This is a genomic window from Frondihabitans sp. 4ASC-45, from assembly GCF_049472575.1.
GTDB lineage: Bacteria > Actinomycetota > Actinomycetes > Actinomycetales > Microbacteriaceae > Frondihabitans.
Genome location: NZ_JBCEBN010000002.1, coordinates 513,939 through 532,024, shown reverse-complemented (window position 1 = coordinate 532,024; position 18,086 = coordinate 513,939). Strand labels below are relative to the sequence as shown.

Below are 18,086 nucleotides of genomic sequence, written 5' to 3'. Positions count from 1 at the left end.
GCCAGTCGGCGGCCGCGGTGAGGAACCTCTCGTGAGATCAGCCAGGCCAACACCCGCTACACGGCATCGTCGACACCGGACGACCATCGCTGCGATCGTCATCTTCGCCCTCGTGGCGGTGTTCGTGGTGCGACTCGTCGACATCCAGGTCGTGCAGGCATCGACGCTCAACAAGCAGAGTCTCGGCAAACGCTCGGTGCCGACGATCCTCTATGGCGATCGCGGGTCGATCGTCGACACGAACGGCAAGGTGCTGGCCAAGACCGTCGTGCGCTACGACATCACGGCTGTTCCGGCCTATGCCCAGAAGGGCTACAAGACCACGGTCGGCGGCAAGTCGGTCACATACACGCTCTCGCAGACCGCCGATCAGATCGCGGCTGCCACGGGTGCCAAGGCCTCTGACATCGTGAAGACGCTGACCGCCGACAAAAAGAGCGTCTACGCGAAACTCGTCGGGAGCGTCGACGTCGACGCCTACGAGAAGATCCAGAAGCTCGGCATTTCGTGGATCTACCCGAAGCGGACCACGGCTCGCACCTATCCGAATGGGGCCGTCGCCGGTAATCTGACGGGCTTCATGGGCACCGACGGTGCTCAGGCCGGGCTCGAGTTGGAGTACAACAAGTGCCTCGCAGGGACGAACGGCTCCGAGACCTACGAGCGGGGTCTCGACAACGTCAAGCTGCCCGGCAGCACGGTGACGACGAAGAAGGCAGTCGACGGGGGTGTGCTGGAGACCACCATCGACGAGTACCTGCAGTACCAGGTGCAGCAGGATCTCGCCGAGCAGGTCAAGGCAATCGGTGCCACATCGGGAACGGCGATCGTGATGAAGGTGTCTGACGGATCCCTTCTGGCCGTGGCCGACTCAGACAGCGTCGACCCGAACAACGTCGACGGGTCGTCGACATCGAACCTCGGATCGAAGGCGTTCACCGACTCGTATGAGCCCGGCTCGACCGTCAAGTCGCTGATCGCGGCCGCCGCTATTGACCAGGGCGTCGCGACTCCGGCCACGCAGGAGACGGTGCCGTACAGCCGCACCTTCCCGTGGGGCGGCCGCATCGCCGACGCCGAGTTCCACGACACCGAGCAGTTGACTCTCGCCGGAATTCTGGCGAACTCGTCGAACGTGGGCATCACCCAGGTCGGCGAGAGACTCTCCAAGCAGACCCGCTACGACTATCTGAAGAAGTTCGGCTTCGGCTCGAAGAGCGAGGTCAAGTTCAACGGCGAGTCCGTCGGACAGCTCGGAACGCCGAGCAGCTGGGACAGCCAGACCAACATCAACTCGATGTTCGGTCAGGGAATCGGCACGAGCGCCATCCAGATCGCCAGTGCCTATCAGACCCTGGCGAACGGCGGTGTGCGCATGCCGGTCACCCTGGTCAAGGGATGCAAGCAGAGCGACGGCACGGTCACCGACACGCCGAGCGCCAAGGGCACCCGCGTCGTCTCGGAGAAGGCGGCGGACGACGTCGTCGACATGCTCGAAAACACCATTCCCGAAGGAACCCTCGCAGGGATGACACCGATCTCGGGCTACAACGTCGCCGCCAAGACGGGAACGGCTCAAATCGCCGACGCACCCGGTGGTGGCTACGGAAGCGACTACATCATCTCCGTCGCGGGTATCGCACCCGCCGAGAACCCGCAGTACGTCGTGCTCGTCACCTTCACGAAGCCGACTACGCTGAAGACTTCGTTCGCGGCGGCACCCGCCTTCCGCGAGATAATGTCCCAGGTCCTCGAGAACTATCGAGTCAAGCCGTCGACCACCCCGGCGACGAACCTTCCCGATACGTGGTGAGAAGCGACCCGACCCGTTGCCCTTCCACCCGTTCCGACATATGACCAGGCAAGAAATGAGGATTCTTTGAGTGCCCGGATCCCCCCGGTTCTTCGACCGGAACATCCCTCGGCGAGGTCGCTCGGCCAACTGGCCAGCGAATTCGGACTCGAGCACATCGGCTCGCTCGACGGCATCGAGATCACCGGCGTCACACTGTCGACCGGCGATCTCCACCCCGGCGACCTCTACGTCGGAGTGCCCGGCGCTCACCGCCACGGCGCCGAGTTCGCGGAGAAGGCCCGCGAGGGCGGAGCCGTCGCACTGATGACCGACGCCCGTGGAGCCGAGCTCGCCAGCGGGTCCGGCCTGCCCGTCGTGCTCGTCGACTCGCCTCGTGCAGCCCTCGGCGACGTGTCGGCCTGGGTCTACCGCACCGCCGAGCAGACGCCGCTCCTCTTCGCCGTCACCGGCACCAACGGCAAGACCTCGACGTCGTACCTGCTCGAGGGCATCCTCAAGCAGATGGGCCTCGTCACCGGACTCTCGTCGACTGCCGAGCGCCACATCGGAGACCTCACCGTCGTCTCCCGTCTCACGACCCCCGAGGCGAGCGAGATGCATGCGCTCCTCGCCCGGATGCGTGAGAGCGAGGTGCGAGCCGTTGCCGTCGAGGTGAGCGCCCAGGCCCTCAGTCGACACCGCGTCGACGGCCTCGTCTTCGACGTCGCCGGCTTCACCAATCTCAGCCACGACCACCTCGACGACTACGCCGACATGGAGGAGTACTTCCAGGCGAAGCTGCCCCTCTTCCAGCCGGATCGCGCCAAGCGCGCCGTCGTCTCGCTCGACTCGCCCTACGGGCAGCGCGTGGTCGAGGCGTGCCGGATCCCGGTCACCACGATCACCATCAAGCCCGCGGGCACCGATGAGCACCGCGACGCCGACTGGACCATCGAACTGCTCGATGAGCAGGCGGCCTACACGGAGTTCCGTCTGAGTGGGCCCGAGGGCCGCTCGCTCGTCACCCGGGTGCCCATGATCGGCTGGCACATGGCGGCCGACGCCGCCCTCGCCATCGTCATGATGGTCGAAGCGGGCTTCGAGCTCGAGGCCATCGGCCAGTCGCTCGACGAAGACGGCGGCATCGTCGCGTACCTTCCGGGTCGCACCGAGCGAGTCTCCGGCGACCGCGGCCCGAGCGTCTTCGTCGACTTCGGTCACAGCCCCGATGCGTTCCTGAACACGCTCGCCGCCGTCCGCCGGTTCACCCCCGGCAAAGTCATCATGCTGTTCGGCGCCGACGGCGACCGCGACACCACGAAGCGGCCCGAGATGGCTCGGGTCGCGGCAGAAGGATCCGACATCCTGGTCGTCACCGATCACCACCCCCGTTTCGAAGACGCGGCGTCGATCCGCACCACGCTCGTCACCGCGGCTCGCGAGGCGTACCCCGATCACGAGATCCACGAGGTGAGCCCCCCGGAGGCGGCCATCCGCCGGGCCGTCGCGATGGCGGGGGAGGGCGACTCGATTCTCTGGGCCGGCCCCGGCCACCAGGATTACCGCGACATCCAGGGCGTGCGTACGCCCTACTCGGCTCGCGACGAGGCGCGCGACGCCCTCCGCGAAGCGGGGTGGGCCGAGTGATCGCTCTGACCCTTGCCGAGATCCACGCCATCGTGGGTGGCACCCTGGCTCTCACGCCCGAGACAACCGATCAGCTCATCGTCGACGGCTCGGTCGAAACCGATTCGCGCCTCGTCACTCCGGGGTCGATCTTCTTCGCGCTGCCCGGCGAGACCACCGACGGCCGCCTCTTCGTGCCGCAGGCGGTCGAGAACGGCGCAGCCCTTGTGATCTCGGAGGGCGAGGTCGAAGCGCTGGTGCCTCGGATCCTCGTCGACGACGGAGTGGCCGCGCTGTCGGCCCTTGCCACCGCGGTCGTACAGAAGGTGCGCGACGCCAAGACCCCGACCGAGCCCCTTCGCGTGGTCGGAGTGACCGGATCGAACGGCAAGACGTCGACCAAGAACATGCTGCGGGCCATCCTGTCCGACCTCGGCCCCACGGTGGCGCCGGAGGGGTCGTTCAACAACCACGTCGGCGCCCCGATCTCCATGCTGCGCGTCGACTACGACACTCGCTTCCTCGTGGTCGAGATGGGTGCCTCCGGCGCGGGCGAAATCGCTCGCCTCGTCGCGATCGCCCGCCCCGACACGGGAGTGGTCTTGAAGGTGGGCCTCGCTCACGCCGGTGAGTTCGGCGGAATCGAGGCGACGCAGAAGGCGAAGTCCGAGATGGTCACCGACCTGCCGGGCACCGCGACCGCGATCCTCAACACCGACGACTTCCGGGTCGCGGCCATGGCCGACCTCACCCGGGCCCGCGTCGTCTCGTTCGGATTCGGCGACTCGGCCGAGTACCGCGCCTCCGACATCGACGTCACCGCTGAGGGCACGGCTTTCATCCTGAACGCCCCCGGCCTGACGAAGAACGTGACCCTCAGAATTCTGGGCGAGCACCACGTCATGAACGCCCTGGCCGCCCTTGCCGTCACCGGCGAATGGGGTCTCGACGTCGACCGGGCCGCCACCGTGCTCGAGGGAGTCACCCGTGCGGAGCGCTGGCGCATGGAGGTCCTCGACGGGGGCCCCGGCATCACCGTTATCAACGACGCGTACAACGCCAGCCCCGACTCCGTCGCGGCCGCGCTCAAGACGCTCGCGCAGATCGTCGGCCCCGATCAGCGGTCGGTCGCCGTCATCGGCGAGATGGCCGAACTCGGCGAGTACGCGCAAGAGGAGCACGACCGGATCGGCCGACTCATCGTGCGCCTCAACATCCACAAGCTCGTCGTCGTCGGCGACGCCGCGCGGCACGTTCACATGGCCGCGGGTCTCGAGGGCTCGTGGAGCGGCGAATCGACGCTCGTGCCCGACATCGACGCCGCCTACGAGGCTCTTCGCGCCGACCAGCGCGAAGGAGACGTCGTGCTCGTCAAGTCGTCGAAGTCGGCCGGTCTCCGATTCCTCGGCGACCGCCTCGCGGGGGTGACGGCATGATCGCTCTTCTCGTCGGCGGCTCGGTGTCGCTGATCTTCACCCTGCTGCTCACGCCGCTCTTCATCCGGTTGTTCCACCACCTGGGGTGGGGCCAGTTCATTCGCAGCGACGGCCCGCAGTCGCACCACACGAAGCGGGGCACCGCCACGATGGGCGGGATCGTCCTGATCCTCGGCACGGTGCTCGGCTACTTCATCGGGCACCTCGTCGGCGGAGACCGCCTCACCTCGAGTGGGCTCCTCGTGCTGCTGATGATGGTCGGTCTCGGTTTCGTCGGGTTCCTCGACGACTTCACCAAGGTGCGCAACCAGCGCAGTCTCGGGCTGACCGGCTGGGCAAAGATCCTGGGTCAGGTCGTCGTGGCGGTCATCTTCGCCGTGCTCGCGCTGATGATCAAGGGGCGCAACGGCCAGACGCCCGCATCGACCTTCATCTCGGGTGTCCGCGACATTCCCTGGCTCGACCTGGCGTTCGCCGGGTCGCTGATCGGAGCGATCCTCTTCTGCATCTGGGTCGTCATGATCACGGCGTCGGCCTCGAACGGCGTGAACGTGGCCGATGGGCTCGACGGTCTCGCGACGGGCGCCTCGATCCTCGCGATCGGCTCGTACATCTTTATCGGCTTCTGGCAGAACAACCAGCTCTGCACGAGCGCTCAGGCGGTGCAGAGCGCCTGCTACACCACGACGAATCCCCTCGATCTCGCCGTGGTCGCCGCCTGCATCTCGGGAGGCCTCATCGGCTTCCTCTGGTGGAACACGTCGCCCGCGCAGATCTTCCTGGGCGACACCGGTTCGCTCGGTCTCGGCGGGGCACTCGCTGCTCTCGCCATCCTCAGCCGCACCGAGCTCCTCCTCGTGCTCATCGGCGGCCTGTTCCTCGTCGTGACCGGCTCCGTGATCCTCCAGCGGATCTACTTCAAGCTGACCCACGGCAAACGCATCTTCCTGATGAGCCCGCTGCACCATCACTTCGAGCTCAAAGGGTGGGCCGAGGTGACAGTCGTGGTCCGTTTCTGGATCATCGGCGGTCTCTTCGTCGCAGCCGGCGTCGGCACCTTCTACCTCGAATGGATCAGCAGGGTCTGATGCCCGATACGACACCCCTGGCCGACCGCCTCGCCGCTCTCACGAGCTGGCACGCCGACTGGAAGGGCCTCCGCGTCGCGGTGCTCGGCCTCGGGGTCTCCGGCTTCTCGTCCGCTGACACGCTGGCCGAGCTCGGAGCCGAGGTGCTGGTCGTCGCGCCCAACGACTCGTCCGATCAAGCGCAGCTGCTGCCCGTGATCGGCGTGCGGTTGGTGACGCAGAAAGACCTGTCGGATCCTCCGCTCGAGCTCATCCAGTTCGACGCCGACGTGGTCGTCGTCAGTCCCGGCTTCGCGCCGCATCACCCGCTGGTCGTCTGGGCCCTGTCGAGTAGAGCGGCCGTCTGGGGCGATGTCGAGCTGGCGTGGCGAGTGCGCGACAAGGTGCTGGGGGCGAAGACCGGTCGGCCCGCCGACTGGGTGCTGATCACCGGCACCAACGGCAAGACGACGACGACCCAGCTCACGGCCGCCATGATCGCCGCCGACGACCGGAGCGTCGCCGCCTGCGGCAACATCGGGCTGCCGGTGCTCGACGCCGTCCGTGAGCCCGAGGGGTTCGATGTCTTCGCGGTCGAGCTCTCGAGCCATCAGCTGCACTACCTGCCGATCGAGGGGCCGGGTGCGCTCCACCCGATCGCGAGCGTCTGCCTCAACATCGAAGACGACCACCTCGAGTGGCACGGCGGAGCAGACGCGTATCGCCGAGCGAAGGGCCGGGTCTACGCGAACACGGTCGTCGCCTGCGTCTACAACCGGGCTGACGTCGCAACTCGACTGCTGGTGCAAGAAGCCGACGTCGAAGACGGGTGCCGCGCCATCGGCTTCGGCCTGTCGACCCCGCCCGTTGGCGACTTCGGCGTCGTCGAAGACCTTCTCGTCGACCGTGCGTTCTTGGACCACCGGGCCCACCGGGCGCTCGAGCTGACCACGCTCGACACGCTCGCGGCGTCGGGCCTCGGCGCCGACCACCTCGTCGAAGACGTCTTGGCCGCTGCCGCGCTCGCTCGCGCCCTGGGGGTCGCCCCCGACGCCATCCATCTCGCCGCCGCCGCGTTCCGAGCCGACCACCACCGCTCCGAGGTCGTCGCGTCCCGCTCCGGCATCACCTGGATCGACGACTCCAAGGCGACCAACCCGCATGCGGCCAAAGCATCACTGTCGGCGGCGGGCAGCGTCGTCTGGATCGTCGGCGGCCTCTTCAAGGGTGTCGATGTCGCCCCGCTCGTCGACGAGGTGTCCCGCGCCGTCAAGGTTGCCGTGCTGATCGGAGCCGACCGGCAAATCCTCAGGGAGGCCTTCGCGCGACACGCGCCCGGCATACCCGTCTTCGAGGTCGACGAGCCCGACACTGAACGAGTGATGCCTCGTGCCGTGACGTTTGCGGCATCGGTGGCCGAGTCAGGAGACACCGTCCTGCTCGCCCCGGCTGCGGCATCGTTCGACCAATTCGCCGACTACGGCGCCCGCGGTGAGGCATTCGCCCGGGCCGTCCACGACCACCTGGCAGGAGACACCGATGGTGACCACCCCATCCAGCCTCCCGCGCCGACTGCGGGCTGAGCGCGCGGCCCGAAAAGCAGCAGGCGAAGGATCCCGCACGGCCGAACCCGACCAGACGCCCGGGGCGGCTCTCGTCGCCGTCCGGCGCCTCTTCGCCGCCGAGTCGACCGCGTTCTTCGTGATCCTCGGCACGGCCCTCTTCCTCGCCATCTTCGGCCTCGTAATGGTGCTGTCGTCATCGAGCGTCGAGCAGTACGTCGAGACGCACGACTTCTTCGGCGCCTTCCTGCGCCAGGGCATCTTCGCCGCGATCGGTATCCCGCTGATGCTCGTGGTGTCGCGGGTGCCCGTCTGGGCCTGGCAGCGCTACGCCTGGCACCTGCTCGTCGCGTCGATGTTCCTGCAGCTGCTGGTGTTCACGCCTCTCGGCGTCGAGGTGGGCGGAAACCGCAACTGGATTCGACTCGGTTCGTTCAGCGCCCAGCCGTCGGAGTTCCTCAAGCTCGCCCTCACCATCTGGATCGGGATGATCCTGGTGAAGAAAGAGCGCAAGCTCGGCGAGTGGAAAGAGCTGCTCGTGCCGCTGGTCCCGGTCGTCGGGATCGCCCTGGCCCTTGTGCTCAAGGGCGGCGACCTCGGCACCACCCTGATCTTGCTCATGCTGGTGGCGGTCGCCGTCTTCATCGCCGGAGTCAAGCTCCGGTTCTTCCTCGTCCCGCTCGCACTCCTCGCCGTCGCCATCCCGGTGATCACGGCCACAGCGAGTTCCCGTACCGATCGCATCGCCGCGTGGCTCTCCGGCTGCAGCTCAGAAGAGGCGTACCAGTCGACCTGCTGGCAGACGACGCACGGCCTCTGGGCGCTGGCATCGGGCGGTGTCTTCGGGGTCGGTCTCGGCAACTCGAAGGCGAAGTGGTCGTGGCTGCCCGAGGCAGACAACGACTTCATCTTCGCGATCGTCGGCGAAGAGCTCGGCCTCATCGGCGCGTGCGTCGTACTCGGCCTCTTCATCGTTCTCGCCGTCTCGTTCATCAAGGTGCTGCGCCGCTCCGACGACGCCTTCGTCCGTATCGTCACCGGCGGCATCATGACCTGGATCATCGGTCAGGCCCTCGTCAACATCGCGGTCGTCCTGGGCCTTCTCCCGGTGCTCGGGGTGCCTCTCCCACTCATCAGCGCTGGTGGTTCGTCGCTCATCTTCGTGCTGGTCGCGATCGGTGTCATCCTGTCGTTCCTTCACCGTCGACCGGGTGACGAGACGCCAGTTCGCGTCTCCGCCGAGACGGTAGGGTCTCTCCGGTGACGACGTACCTCCTCGCCGGCGGCGGCACCGCCGGGCATGTGAACCCCCTTCTCGCAACGGCCGACCGGCTTCGCCAGCGTGACCCCGGCGCGACCATCCTGGTGCTCGGCACCGCGGAGGGTCTCGAAGCCCGCCTCGTGCCGGCTCGGGGCTATGAACTGCTCACGGTTCCGCGTCTGCCCTTTCCCCGGCGGTTGAACGGTGCGGCGCTGCGTTTTCCCGCCAAGATCCTCGGCTCGATCGGCGGCGTGCGGCGGATCCTCAAAAAGCACTCGGTCGACGTGGTCGTCGGATTCGGCGGCTACGCGGCCGCTCCCGCCTATCTCGCCGCGAGGCGTAACGGCGTGCCGATCGTCGTCCACGAGGCCAACGCCAAACCCGGCATCGCGAACGTTCTCGGTGCGTTCTTCACGAAGTACGTCGGCGTCGTCTTCGCGTCGACCAAGCTGCGGAACTCCCGCCAGGTCGGCATGCCCCTCCGCGATGAGATCGAGAATCTCGACCGGGGAGCGGTGAAGAACGAGGCTCTGCAGTTCTTCGGCCTCGATCCGCACCTGCCGACGCTGCTCGTGACCGGCGGCTCGACGGGAGCGCGCAAGCTCAACGAGACTCTCTCGCGATCGGCCGAGGTCGTCATCGGGTCGGGCTGGCAGATCTTGCACATCACGGGGGAGAAGTCCGAGCTGACGTCGACGTCGCTCGGCAACTACCACCTGCTCAAGTACTGCGACCGGATGGATCTCGCCCTCGCCGCGGCCGACTTCGTCGTGTCACGGTCAGGATCCGCCACCGTCTCCGAGCTCACCGCTCTCGGCCTTCCCGCCGTGCTGATTCCCTATCCGGTCGGCAACGGCGAGCAGCGCTTCAACGCCACCGACGTCGTCGAGGCCGGCGGCGCCGTCCTCGTCCGCGACGCCGACTTCACGCCCACCTGGGTGCGACGCGATCTCGTTCCGCTCCTTCTCGACCGGTCGCGCATCGCCGACATGGCAGCCCGAGCCGCTTCGGTCGGAGTCCGCGACGGAGCCGACCGCACCGTCGATCTCGTCCTCGAGGCGACACCGGCATCCACTCCCTCACGAATCGCAGGCGCATGATCAAGCCCGACCTCACCCAGCCTCTTCCCGAGACCATCGGCCGAGCGCACTTCGTCGGCATCGGCGGCTCGGGAATGAGCGGGATCGCCCGCGTCTTCCTCGCGGCCGGGATCCCCGTCTCGGGCTCCGATTCGCGCGAGAGCGCCAACGTCGAGGCCCTCCGCGCGCTCGGGGCTCGAATCGCCATCGGCCACGCTGCGGAGAACGTCGGAGACGCCGACACCCTCGTCGTCACGGGTGCCCTCTGGCAGGACAACCCCGAATACCAGCTCGCTCTGGCAAAAGGGCTCCCCGTTCTGCACCGCTCGCAGGCCCTCGCCTGGCTCATCTCGGGGCAGCGGCTCGTCTCGGTCGCCGGCGCCCACGGCAAGACGACCTCCACCGGCATGATCATCACGGCGCTGCTCGAGGCAGGTCGCGACCCGAGCTTCGTCAATGGCGGTGTCATCCAGTCGCTCGGCGTGAGCGCGAAGGGCGGCTCCGACGACCTCTTCGTGATCGAGGCCGACGAATCCGACGGGTCGTTCCTTCTCTACGACACGTCCATCGCCCTCATCACGAACGTCGACGCCGACCACCTCGACCACTACGGCTCGCGGGAGGCATTCGACGAGGCCTTCGTGACGTTCGCCGCGGCGGCGAGTGAATCCGTCGTCATCTCCAGCGACGACGCCGGAGCGGTCGCGGTCACTGCGAAGCTCGACCATGCCCACGTAGTCACGTTCGGGCGCGCCGAGGGGTCTGACGTGCGTGTGACCGACGTCACCTCTTCCGGCCCGGTCGCCTTCACGCTCGGGCACGACGGCGTCGACCGACGCGTTCAGCTCAGTGTGCCGGGTCATCACAACGCGTTGAACGCCGCCGGCGCCTACGCCGTCCTCGTGGGTCTCGGACTCACGCCCGAAGAAGCCATCTCGGGGCTCGAGATCTTCGGCGGCACCCAGCGCCGCTTCGAGCTTCACGGCACCGTCCGCGGTGTCAGCGTCTACGACGACTACGCCCACCACCCCACCGAGGTCGCGGCTGCGCTGCAGGCCGCCCGCAGCGTTGTCGGCGACGGCCGTCTCATCGCCGTCCACCAGCCGCACCTCTACAGCCGCACCCGCATGATGGCCGGCGAGTTCGCCGAGGCGTACGAGACCCTCGCCGACCACACGGTCGTGCTCGACGTCTACGGTGCCCGCGAAGACCCCGAGCCGGGTGTGACCGGTGCTCTCGTGACCGAACGCTTCCAGGATCCCGCACACGCCGACTTCGTCCCCGACTGGCAGAGCGCGGCCGACCGTGTGGCCGAGATCGCCCGCGACGGCGACTTCGTCATCACGCTGGGGTGCGGCGACGTGTACCGAATCGTGCCGCAGCTCCTCGCGAGCCTGGAGGCGATCACTCCCGCGTCGACGGAAGCCCGTTCGTGACGCTGGCATCCTCGCCGGTGCTGCGGTGAAGCGTCCCGAGGGGTTCGACCGGAGCCCGGTGGCCAAGGCGAAGGCAACGCCCGAGCCGGAGCACGATGCTGCGTCGGCTGAGGCGACCGCGGCGTCCGCGGCGTCCGCGCCGGCGCCAGGAGACGAGGCGATGCCAGCCGCCGAGAAGTCGACGCGCACCCTGCCGAGGCTTCCGGCGCTTCCCTCTCTGCCGGTGCGTCCCCCACGGCCGTCGCGGGAGTCGGGTGCCGAGCCGTCGGATCCTGCGGTCATCACACCGGCGGCGACCGGCGCCCGTGACGCTCGTGATCGAGCCCGCGACGCCCGGCGACTCGCTCGTCGTGCCGCTGCCGCTCGCCGTGCCGTCGAACGTGTCGAGGTGCGTCGGTTCACTCGTCGCAGTCGGCATCGTCGTGCCGCCCTCATCACGGCGGCGGCGGTGGTGGTCGCCCTTGTCGGGTCGGTGGCCATCGCTGTCTTCTCGCCGCTGCTCTCGCTTCAGACCATCACCATCGAGGGCACGTCGCGGGTCGACGAGAAGGCGGTCTTGAAGTCGCTCGACTCGCAGATCGGCAAGCCGCTGGCCCTCATCGACTTCGCGGCGGTGAAGAGCGACCTGTCGGAATTCCCGCTGATCGAGTCGTACGTGACCGAGACGATGCCGCCGCACACGCTGGTTATCCGGATCACCGAGAGGTCGCCGATCGCCAGCGTCAAGATCGGCAAGACCTTCGAGCTCGTCGATCCGGCCGGCGTTGTCATCTCGTCGGCGACGAAGCGCCCTGCGGGCGTTCCCGTCGTCAAGGTCACGGGCGACGCGCTCGATGGCAAGGTGTACCGCTCGACGGCCGAGGTGCTGCTCGCGCTCCCGTCGCAACTGCTCAAGCGAGTCAACTCAGTGTCAGCTTCGACGGCCGACGACGTCACGCTGAAACTCACGACCGGTGAGACGGTTGTCTGGGGGAGTGCCGACCAGTCGACGAAGAAGGCGCTGCTTCTGACGGGGCTCATCAAAGACCACACGGCGAGAGACCCCGATCAGGCCGTCGAATACGACGTGTCTGCACCCGATAACGGCATCATCCGCACGAAGTAGCGGTCAGAAAACCGCGACACGCGGCACACATCTGAGCGGCCCCCAGCCGGGGCACCTACCTTGGCACTGCGAGATATGCATACTGAGCATAACATTAACCCTCGAGTAAAGCTTGAAGGTTTATGGCCTCAGAACCATACAGACCGCAACAACCAGACAGCACCACCCAGTTCCTGCAGGCGGAGGCCGACGTGACAACGAACCATAACTACCTAGCCGTGATCAAGGTCGTCGGTGTCGGCGGCGGTGGCGTCAATGCCGTCAACCGCATGATCGAGCTCGGGCTCCGCGGAGTCGAGTTCATCGCGATCAACACCGACGCCCAGGCGCTGCTTCTCAGCGACGCCGACGTCAAGCTCGACGTCGGTCGCGAGCTGACTCGCGGTCTCGGTGCCGGCGCCGACCCCGAGGTGGGTCGCCGCGCCGCCGAAGACCACGCCGAAGAGATCGAAGAGGCCCTGGCCGGGGCCGACATGGTCTTCGTCACCGCGGGCGAGGGCGGCGGCACCGGCACCGGTGGTGCTCCCGTCGTGGCTCGCATCGCGAAGTCCATCGGCGCGCTCACCATCGGTGTCGTCACCAAGCCCTTCGGCTTCGAGGGTCGACGCCGTCAGGCTCAGGCCGAAGCAGGAGTCGCCCAGCTCAAAGAAGAGGTCGACACCCTCATCGTGGTGCCGAACGACCGTCTGCTCGAGATCTCCGAGCGCGGCATCTCGATGGTCGAAGCCTTCGGCACGGCCGATCAGGTGCTCCTCGCGGGTGTCCAGGGCATCACCGACCTCATCACCACGCCGGGTCTCATCAACCTCGACTTCGCCGACGTCAAGAGCGTCATGCAGGGCGCAGGATCCGCCCTCATGGGTATCGGCTCCTCGCGCGGCGCCGATCGCGCCATCAAAGCCGCTGAGCTCGCAGTGGCGTCGCCTCTGCTCGAAGCGTCCATCGACGGTGCGCACGGCGTCCTTCTCTCGATTCAGGGTGGGTCGAATCTCGGCATCTTCGAGATCAACGACGCGGCGCGTCTCGTGCAGGAAGCAGTGCACCCCGAGGCCAACATCATCTTCGGTGCCGTCATCGACGACACCCTGGGTGACGAGGTGCGGGTCACCGTGATCGCGGCTGGCTTCGACGGCGGCGAGCCCACCACCAAGTCGGCCGAACGCCGGTCGAGCTTCGTCGAGACCGACGCCCCCGCGACGACGACGGTTGCGGGCGTCAGCGCGATCGCCGACAGCGGCACCGTGCCGAGCTACCAGCGCCCCGCGGAGCCCGTCAAGCAGGCGTCCGACCCCGTCTTCGACGACGGCGACGACGACCTCGACGTACCGGACTTCCTGAAGTAGAGCGTGACCGACGACTCTGTGTCTCCGGGGGAGGCGGCAGCCGACGAGGCCGCCGCGCCCTCCCTCGAGCTCTCGGGCCGCGTTGACGACGTCTTCGGACGCATCGCCGACGCGGCCCGTTCGGCGTCTCGCGAACCCGGCGAATTGACGACGATCGTCGTCACGAAGTTCCACCCGGTGTCGCTCGTGCGCGAACTGCACGCGCTGGGTGTTCGCGACGTCGGCGAGAACCGGCACCAGGAGGCGCAGGGGAAAGCCGCCGAGACGTCCGACCTCGACGGCCTCCGGTGGCATTTCGTCGGCCAGCTGCAGTCGAAGAAGGCTCGCCAGGCGCGAGCGTATGCGCACGCCGTGCACTCGCTCGACCGCGACTCGGTGATCGACGCCCTGGCGTCCGACGACGGTCTCGTCGTCGACGGGTTCGTGCAGGTCAACCTGACCGACGACGAGGGTCGGGGCGGAGTGGCGGAGGCCGATCTCGAACACGCGGTGACTCGGATCCTCGGCTCGCCCGGCATCCGACTCCGGGGCGTGATGGCTGTCGCGCCCCTCGACGAGGAGCCCCGCCGGGCCTTCGCCCACCTCCGCGAACTCTCGGAGCGGCTGCGGGCCATCGCCCCCGAAGCGGACCAGATCTCGGCCGGCATGTCGAACGACTTCGCCGACGCCATCGCCGAGGGTGCGACACACCTACGAATAGGCACGGCAATCACGGGAAACCGGCCGGTGGCTGGTTAATGTCGAGTCAGACGATCCGCGACCGGAGGACACCATGGCGAACCCGCTGAAGAAGAGCCTGATCTACCTAGGCCTGGCCGACGAAGAACTCGAATACGACGACCAGTCGCGTACCGAGACGCCTGCCCGAGCCGCGCAGGCCGAGCCCTCCTCTCGCCAGCAGACCGCGCCGTCCCCGGCCGCGGCACCAGCCCAGGCTGCCCCCGCGCAGGCCGCGCCGGTCCACAAGCGCGACGCGACGTCGCCGGTTCAGCCGGTGTCGACTCCCACGGCGAATCGCGCTCCCGTGACGCCCCTGCGTCGCACCACGTCGACCAAGAATGTGGTCCCCACCGAAATGGCAGCGTCCTCCGAAATGAACGAAATCCTCACTGTTCACCCCCGCGAATACAAAGACGCGCAGTCGATCGCGGCGAGCTTCCGCGACGGCATCCCCGTGATCATCAACCTGTCGCAGATGACCGAGAGCGACGCCCGTCGTCTCGTCGACTTCGCCAGCGGACTCTCGCAGGGTCTCTACGGCAAAATCGAGCGCGTGACCAACAAGGTGTTCCTGTTGTCGCCCGCGCACATCGCAGTGAGCGGAGATCCGGCTGAGGTAGAGTCCGACATCGAGGCGTCTTTCTTCGCCCAGTCCTGAGGGCTTCTGCCCCCGAGATTCTTCCTCCGCGGGCCGCGCCCGCGCCTGAACCGTGCGAGTTGAACGCCCCGTGTGCTTGGTAGTTTCGTGATCGTCAACCTGATAGCGACCATCGCCTATGTCGCGCTCCTCATCTTCTTCCTCCTGATGTGGGGGCGCTTCATCTTCGATCTGACCCAGTCGGTCAGTCGCTCGTACCGCCCGAAAGGGCCCCTGCTGGTGCTGGCCGAGGTGACGTACACCGTCACCGATCCACCCATCCGGGCCATCCGACGGGTCTTGCCTCCGATCCGACTCGGAGCCGTCGCGCTCGACTTCGGCTGGAGCATCGTGATGCTCGCCGTTGTGATCCTGATGAGTGTCGCGTCCGGCCTGAGCCGCGCAGCGCTGTAATCCGTCCTCTCCTCGGCCCAGCACGACAGCGCGACACGGCGTGACCCTCACCCTGCAGGTCAACCACACGGTTGACGTTGTAGGCTTTTGGCGCACGGTGTCTTCACGGCGCGCGTCGTTGTCTGTTAGGCAACACGCGCAGAATCGGGGGAGGGCATCATCCCAGACCATGTTCCAGAAGATTCACGAGGTGACGGCAATGGCTTTGACGCCTGAAGACGTAGTCAACAAGCGGTTCCAGCCGACGAAGTTCCGTGAGGGCTACGACCAAGACGAGGTAGACGACTTCCTCGACGAGGTCGTCGTCGAACTCCGCCGACTCGGCCAGGAGAACGACGAGCTCCGCCAGCGCCTCGCCTCGAGCGACTCGCAGGTCGAAGAGCTCCAGTCGAAGTCCGCCGCGGCCCCCGTCGCAGCGGCGCCGGCAGAGCCCGCTCCCGAGCCGGAGCCGGAGCCCACCCCCGAGCCGGTCGCCGCCGCTCCCGAGCCCGAGCCGGCCCCCGCGCCCGCCGCGGTGTCGGCAGCGCCCGCCTACGCGGCGCCGACCGACGACGAGACCACGAGCACCAACAACCTCCTCCAGCTCGCTCGTCGTCTGCACGAAGAGCACGTCCGTGAGGGCATCGAGAAGCGCGACTCTCTCATCGCCGAGGGCCACGCAACGGCCGCGCGCATCGTTTCCGAGGCAGAGGCCGCACAGAAGGCCCAGGTCGAGCAGTTCGAGAACGAGCACCGCGCCCGCGTCGCTCAGCTCGACAACGAGCAGAAGGCCAAGGCCGATCAGTTCGACGTCGAGTTCCGTGCCCGCCAGGAGAAGATCGAAAACGAGCAGCGCGCCCAGGTCGAGCGTCTCGACAACGAGCGCATCGGCCTCGAGCACCGCATCGACGAACTCCGCAACTTCGAGCGCGACTACCGCCAGAAGCTGAAGAGCTACATCGAGGGTCAGCTCCGCGAGCTCGACGGCGACAACAACCCCGAGCCCGTCGCGGCGCAGTCGTCTGCACCCGCCAGCTTCCAGGGTTTTGGCTCCAACTAACACGACAGCCACGAAGGCCAGTGCCCGCATCTTGCTGGCACTGGCCTTTGTCGCTGTCATCGTCTACGTGCTCGACCAGGGCACCAAGTTCCTCGTCGTGTCGAACCTGACGCTCGGCCAAGACGTCGACGTTCTGGGCCCGGTCCTCCGCTTCCACTTCGTCAAGAACCCCGGCGCAGCTTTCTCCTTGGCCACCGGCTCCACCTGGATCTTCTCGATCGCCGCGGCCGCCGTCGTGGTCGCGATCGTGGTCTTCTCGCACCGCATCCGCTCGTTGCGCTGGGCACTGATGCTCGGCATGCTTCTCGGCGGAACTCTCGGCAACCTCACCGACCGCCTGTTCCGCGAGCCGGGCTTCGGAGTCGGCCACGTCGTCGACTTCATCTACCTCCCGTGGATCCTGCCCGCCATCTTCAACATCGCCGACACCTTCATCGTGACGAGCATGGGGCTCCTGATTCTGCTGACGCTTCTGGGTGTCGGGCTCGACGGAAAGCGGGCGCCCCGCAAGGGCGAAGAGCCGAACACCATCGACAACGACGGCAGTGACGCCAAGGATCCAGCGGCCGTCTCCTCGACCACCGACCCGTCGGCCACCCCGTCAGCTGCCACCGGACGGGATGCCTCGTGAGTGAAACCCGTTCGCTGCCCGTGCCCGACGGCCTCGCCGGCGAGCGCGTCGATGCGGCCCTTGCGAAGCTGCTCGGCTTCAGCCGCACGTTCGCGGCGGAGGTCGCGTCGTCCGGGGGAGTCACGGTCGATCAGCGCGAGGTCGGCAAGTCCGATCGGCTGGAGGCCGGATCCTGGTTGGAAGTGACCTGGACTCCCAAGGAGGGCCCGACGGTTCAGGCCGTCGAGGTGCCCGGTATGGGAATCGTCTACGACGACGACGATTTCGTCGTCGTCGACAAGCCGGTCGGCGTCGCCGCCCACCCTGCCATGGGCTGGACCGGCCCGACGGTGCTCGGCGGGCTTGCCGCGGCAGGTTTCCGGATCTCGACGAGCGGTGCTGCGGAGCGCGCGGGTATCGTGCATCGGCTCGACGTCGGCACCTCCGGGCTCATGGTCGTCGCCAAATCGGAGCACGCCTACACCGTTCTCAAACAGGCGTTCCGCGAGCGCACCGTCGAGAAGATCTACAACGCGGTCGTCCAGGGTCACCCCGACCCGCTGAAGGGCACGATCGACGCACCTCTCGGCCGGCACCCCTCATCATCGTGGAAGTTTGCGGTCGTTGTCGACGGCAAGCCGTCGGTGACGCACTACGAGACCGTCGAGGCGTTCCCGGCCGCGTCGCTTCTCGAGGTCCACCTCGAGACGGGCCGAACCCACCAGATCCGCGTGCACATGGCGGCGCAGCGGCACCCCTGCGTCGGCGACGCGCTGTACGGCGCTGATCCGACCCTGACGACCAAACTGGGCCTCACCAGGCAGTGGTTGCATGCGGTCCAGCTCGGCTTCGCCCATCCGGCGACGGGCGAGTGGGTGTCGTTCACCTCGGAGTATCCGGCCGACCTTCAACGTGCACTTGAGGTGCTTCGCAACGCCTGACGCCGACACGCCGAT

At 67.4% G+C, this 18,086-nt stretch carries 16 protein-coding genes; all 16 read left to right on the top strand.

Annotation, left to right across the window (positions count from 1 at the left end; genetic code table 11):
- The first annotated feature begins 31 nt into the window (after positions 1 to 31).
- The 16 genes from VH571_RS06050 (at position 32) to VH571_RS05975 (ending at position 18,071) form a co-directional block, all read left to right on the top strand.
- Entirely contained in the window at positions 32 to 1,813 is a 1,782-nt protein-coding gene (locus VH571_RS06050; RefSeq protein ID WP_423263736.1) for a peptidoglycan D,D-transpeptidase FtsI family protein, read from the top strand.
- Between the two features lie 66 nt (positions 1,814 to 1,879).
- The gene (locus tag VH571_RS06045) at positions 1,880 to 3,442 is read left to right on the top strand and encodes a Mur ligase family protein (protein ID WP_423263735.1); all 1,563 of its coding nucleotides are present in this window, start codon (positions 1,880 to 1,882) and stop codon (positions 3,440 to 3,442) included.
- The gene (locus VH571_RS06040; RefSeq protein WP_423263734.1) at positions 3,439 to 4,857 is read left to right on the top strand and encodes a UDP-N-acetylmuramoyl-tripeptide--D-alanyl-D-alanine ligase; all 1,419 of its coding nucleotides are present in this window, start codon (positions 3,439 to 3,441) and stop codon (positions 4,855 to 4,857) included. Before VH571_RS06045 ends, VH571_RS06040 begins: the two co-directional genes overlap by 4 nt.
- Entirely contained in the window at positions 4,854 to 5,945 is a 1,092-nt protein-coding gene (mraY, locus tag VH571_RS06035) for a phospho-N-acetylmuramoyl-pentapeptide-transferase (RefSeq protein WP_423263733.1), read from the top strand. The genes VH571_RS06040 and mraY overlap by 4 nt, the downstream gene beginning before the upstream one ends.
- Positions 5,945 to 7,507, top strand: a complete 1,563-nt coding sequence (gene murD / locus VH571_RS06030; RefSeq protein WP_423263732.1) for a UDP-N-acetylmuramoyl-L-alanine--D-glutamate ligase — start codon at positions 5,945 to 5,947, stop codon at positions 7,505 to 7,507. Before mraY ends, murD begins: the two co-directional genes overlap by 1 nt.
- Positions 7,464 to 8,750 (top strand): putative lipid II flippase FtsW, encoded by a 1,287-nt coding sequence (ftsW, locus tag VH571_RS06025; protein ID WP_084815844.1) that lies wholly within the window; start codon positions 7,464 to 7,466, stop codon positions 8,748 to 8,750. Before murD ends, ftsW begins: the two co-directional genes overlap by 44 nt.
- Positions 8,747 to 9,847: a UDP-N-acetylglucosamine--N-acetylmuramyl-(pentapeptide) pyrophosphoryl-undecaprenol N-acetylglucosamine transferase gene (locus tag VH571_RS06020; protein WP_423263731.1), complete on the top strand. Its 1,101-nt coding sequence runs from the start codon at positions 8,747 to 8,749 to the stop codon at positions 9,845 to 9,847. The genes ftsW and VH571_RS06020 overlap by 4 nt, the downstream gene beginning before the upstream one ends.
- The gene (gene murC, locus VH571_RS06015) at positions 9,844 to 11,262 is read left to right on the top strand and encodes a UDP-N-acetylmuramate--L-alanine ligase (RefSeq protein ID WP_423263730.1); all 1,419 of its coding nucleotides are present in this window, start codon (positions 9,844 to 9,846) and stop codon (positions 11,260 to 11,262) included. Before VH571_RS06020 ends, murC begins: the two co-directional genes overlap by 4 nt.
- 58 nt (positions 11,263 to 11,320) lie before the next feature.
- On the top strand, positions 11,321 to 12,367 hold the full coding sequence (locus VH571_RS06010; protein WP_423263728.1) for an FtsQ-type POTRA domain-containing protein: 1,047 nt from the start codon (positions 11,321 to 11,323) through the stop codon (positions 12,365 to 12,367).
- A 191-nt stretch (positions 12,368 to 12,558) separates the two neighbouring features.
- Positions 12,559 to 13,710, top strand: a complete 1,152-nt coding sequence (gene ftsZ, locus VH571_RS06005; protein WP_055957541.1) for a cell division protein FtsZ — start codon at positions 12,559 to 12,561, stop codon at positions 13,708 to 13,710.
- 3 nt (positions 13,711 to 13,713) lie between these two features.
- Positions 13,714 to 14,448 (top strand): YggS family pyridoxal phosphate-dependent enzyme, encoded by a 735-nt coding sequence (locus VH571_RS06000; RefSeq protein WP_423263727.1) that lies wholly within the window; start codon positions 13,714 to 13,716, stop codon positions 14,446 to 14,448.
- A 34-nt stretch (positions 14,449 to 14,482) separates the two neighbouring features.
- Entirely contained in the window at positions 14,483 to 15,088 is a 606-nt protein-coding gene (locus VH571_RS05995) for a cell division protein SepF (protein WP_123943694.1), read from the top strand.
- A 72-nt stretch (positions 15,089 to 15,160) separates the two neighbouring features.
- Positions 15,161 to 15,481: a YggT family protein gene (locus VH571_RS05990; protein ID WP_235480896.1), complete on the top strand. Its 321-nt coding sequence runs from the start codon at positions 15,161 to 15,163 to the stop codon at positions 15,479 to 15,481.
- A 199-nt stretch (positions 15,482 to 15,680) separates the two neighbouring features.
- Positions 15,681 to 16,520 (top strand): DivIVA domain-containing protein, encoded by an 840-nt coding sequence (locus VH571_RS05985; RefSeq protein ID WP_055961764.1) that lies wholly within the window; start codon positions 15,681 to 15,683, stop codon positions 16,518 to 16,520.
- Complete coding sequence (gene lspA / locus VH571_RS05980) at positions 16,507 to 17,151, top strand: signal peptidase II (RefSeq protein ID WP_423263726.1); 645 nt, start codon at positions 16,507 to 16,509, stop codon at positions 17,149 to 17,151. The genes VH571_RS05985 and lspA overlap by 14 nt, the downstream gene beginning before the upstream one ends.
- Positions 17,148 to 18,071: an RluA family pseudouridine synthase gene (locus VH571_RS05975; RefSeq protein WP_423263725.1), complete on the top strand. Its 924-nt coding sequence runs from the start codon at positions 17,148 to 17,150 to the stop codon at positions 18,069 to 18,071. Before lspA ends, VH571_RS05975 begins: the two co-directional genes overlap by 4 nt.
- Positions 18,072 to 18,086 lie beyond the last annotated feature (15 nt).

What these genes read in the sequence shown, in the direction of transcription:
- mraY (WP_423263733.1), top strand. Translation starts at nt 4,854, where the DNA reads ATGATCGCTCTTCTCGTCGGCGGCTCGGTGTCGCTGATCTTCACCCTG.
- murD (WP_423263732.1), top strand. Translation starts at nt 5,945, where the DNA reads ATGCCCGATACGACACCCCTGGCCGACCGCCTCGCCGCTCTCACGAGC.
- ftsW (WP_084815844.1), top strand. Translation starts at nt 7,464, where the DNA reads ATGGTGACCACCCCATCCAGCCTCCCGCGCCGACTGCGGGCTGAGCGC.
- murC (WP_423263730.1), top strand. Translation starts at nt 9,844, where the DNA reads ATGATCAAGCCCGACCTCACCCAGCCTCTTCCCGAGACCATCGGCCGA.
- VH571_RS05995 (WP_123943694.1), top strand. Translation starts at nt 14,483, where the DNA reads ATGGCGAACCCGCTGAAGAAGAGCCTGATCTACCTAGGCCTGGCCGAC.
- VH571_RS05985 (WP_055961764.1), top strand. Translation starts at nt 15,681, where the DNA reads ATGGCTTTGACGCCTGAAGACGTAGTCAACAAGCGGTTCCAGCCGACG.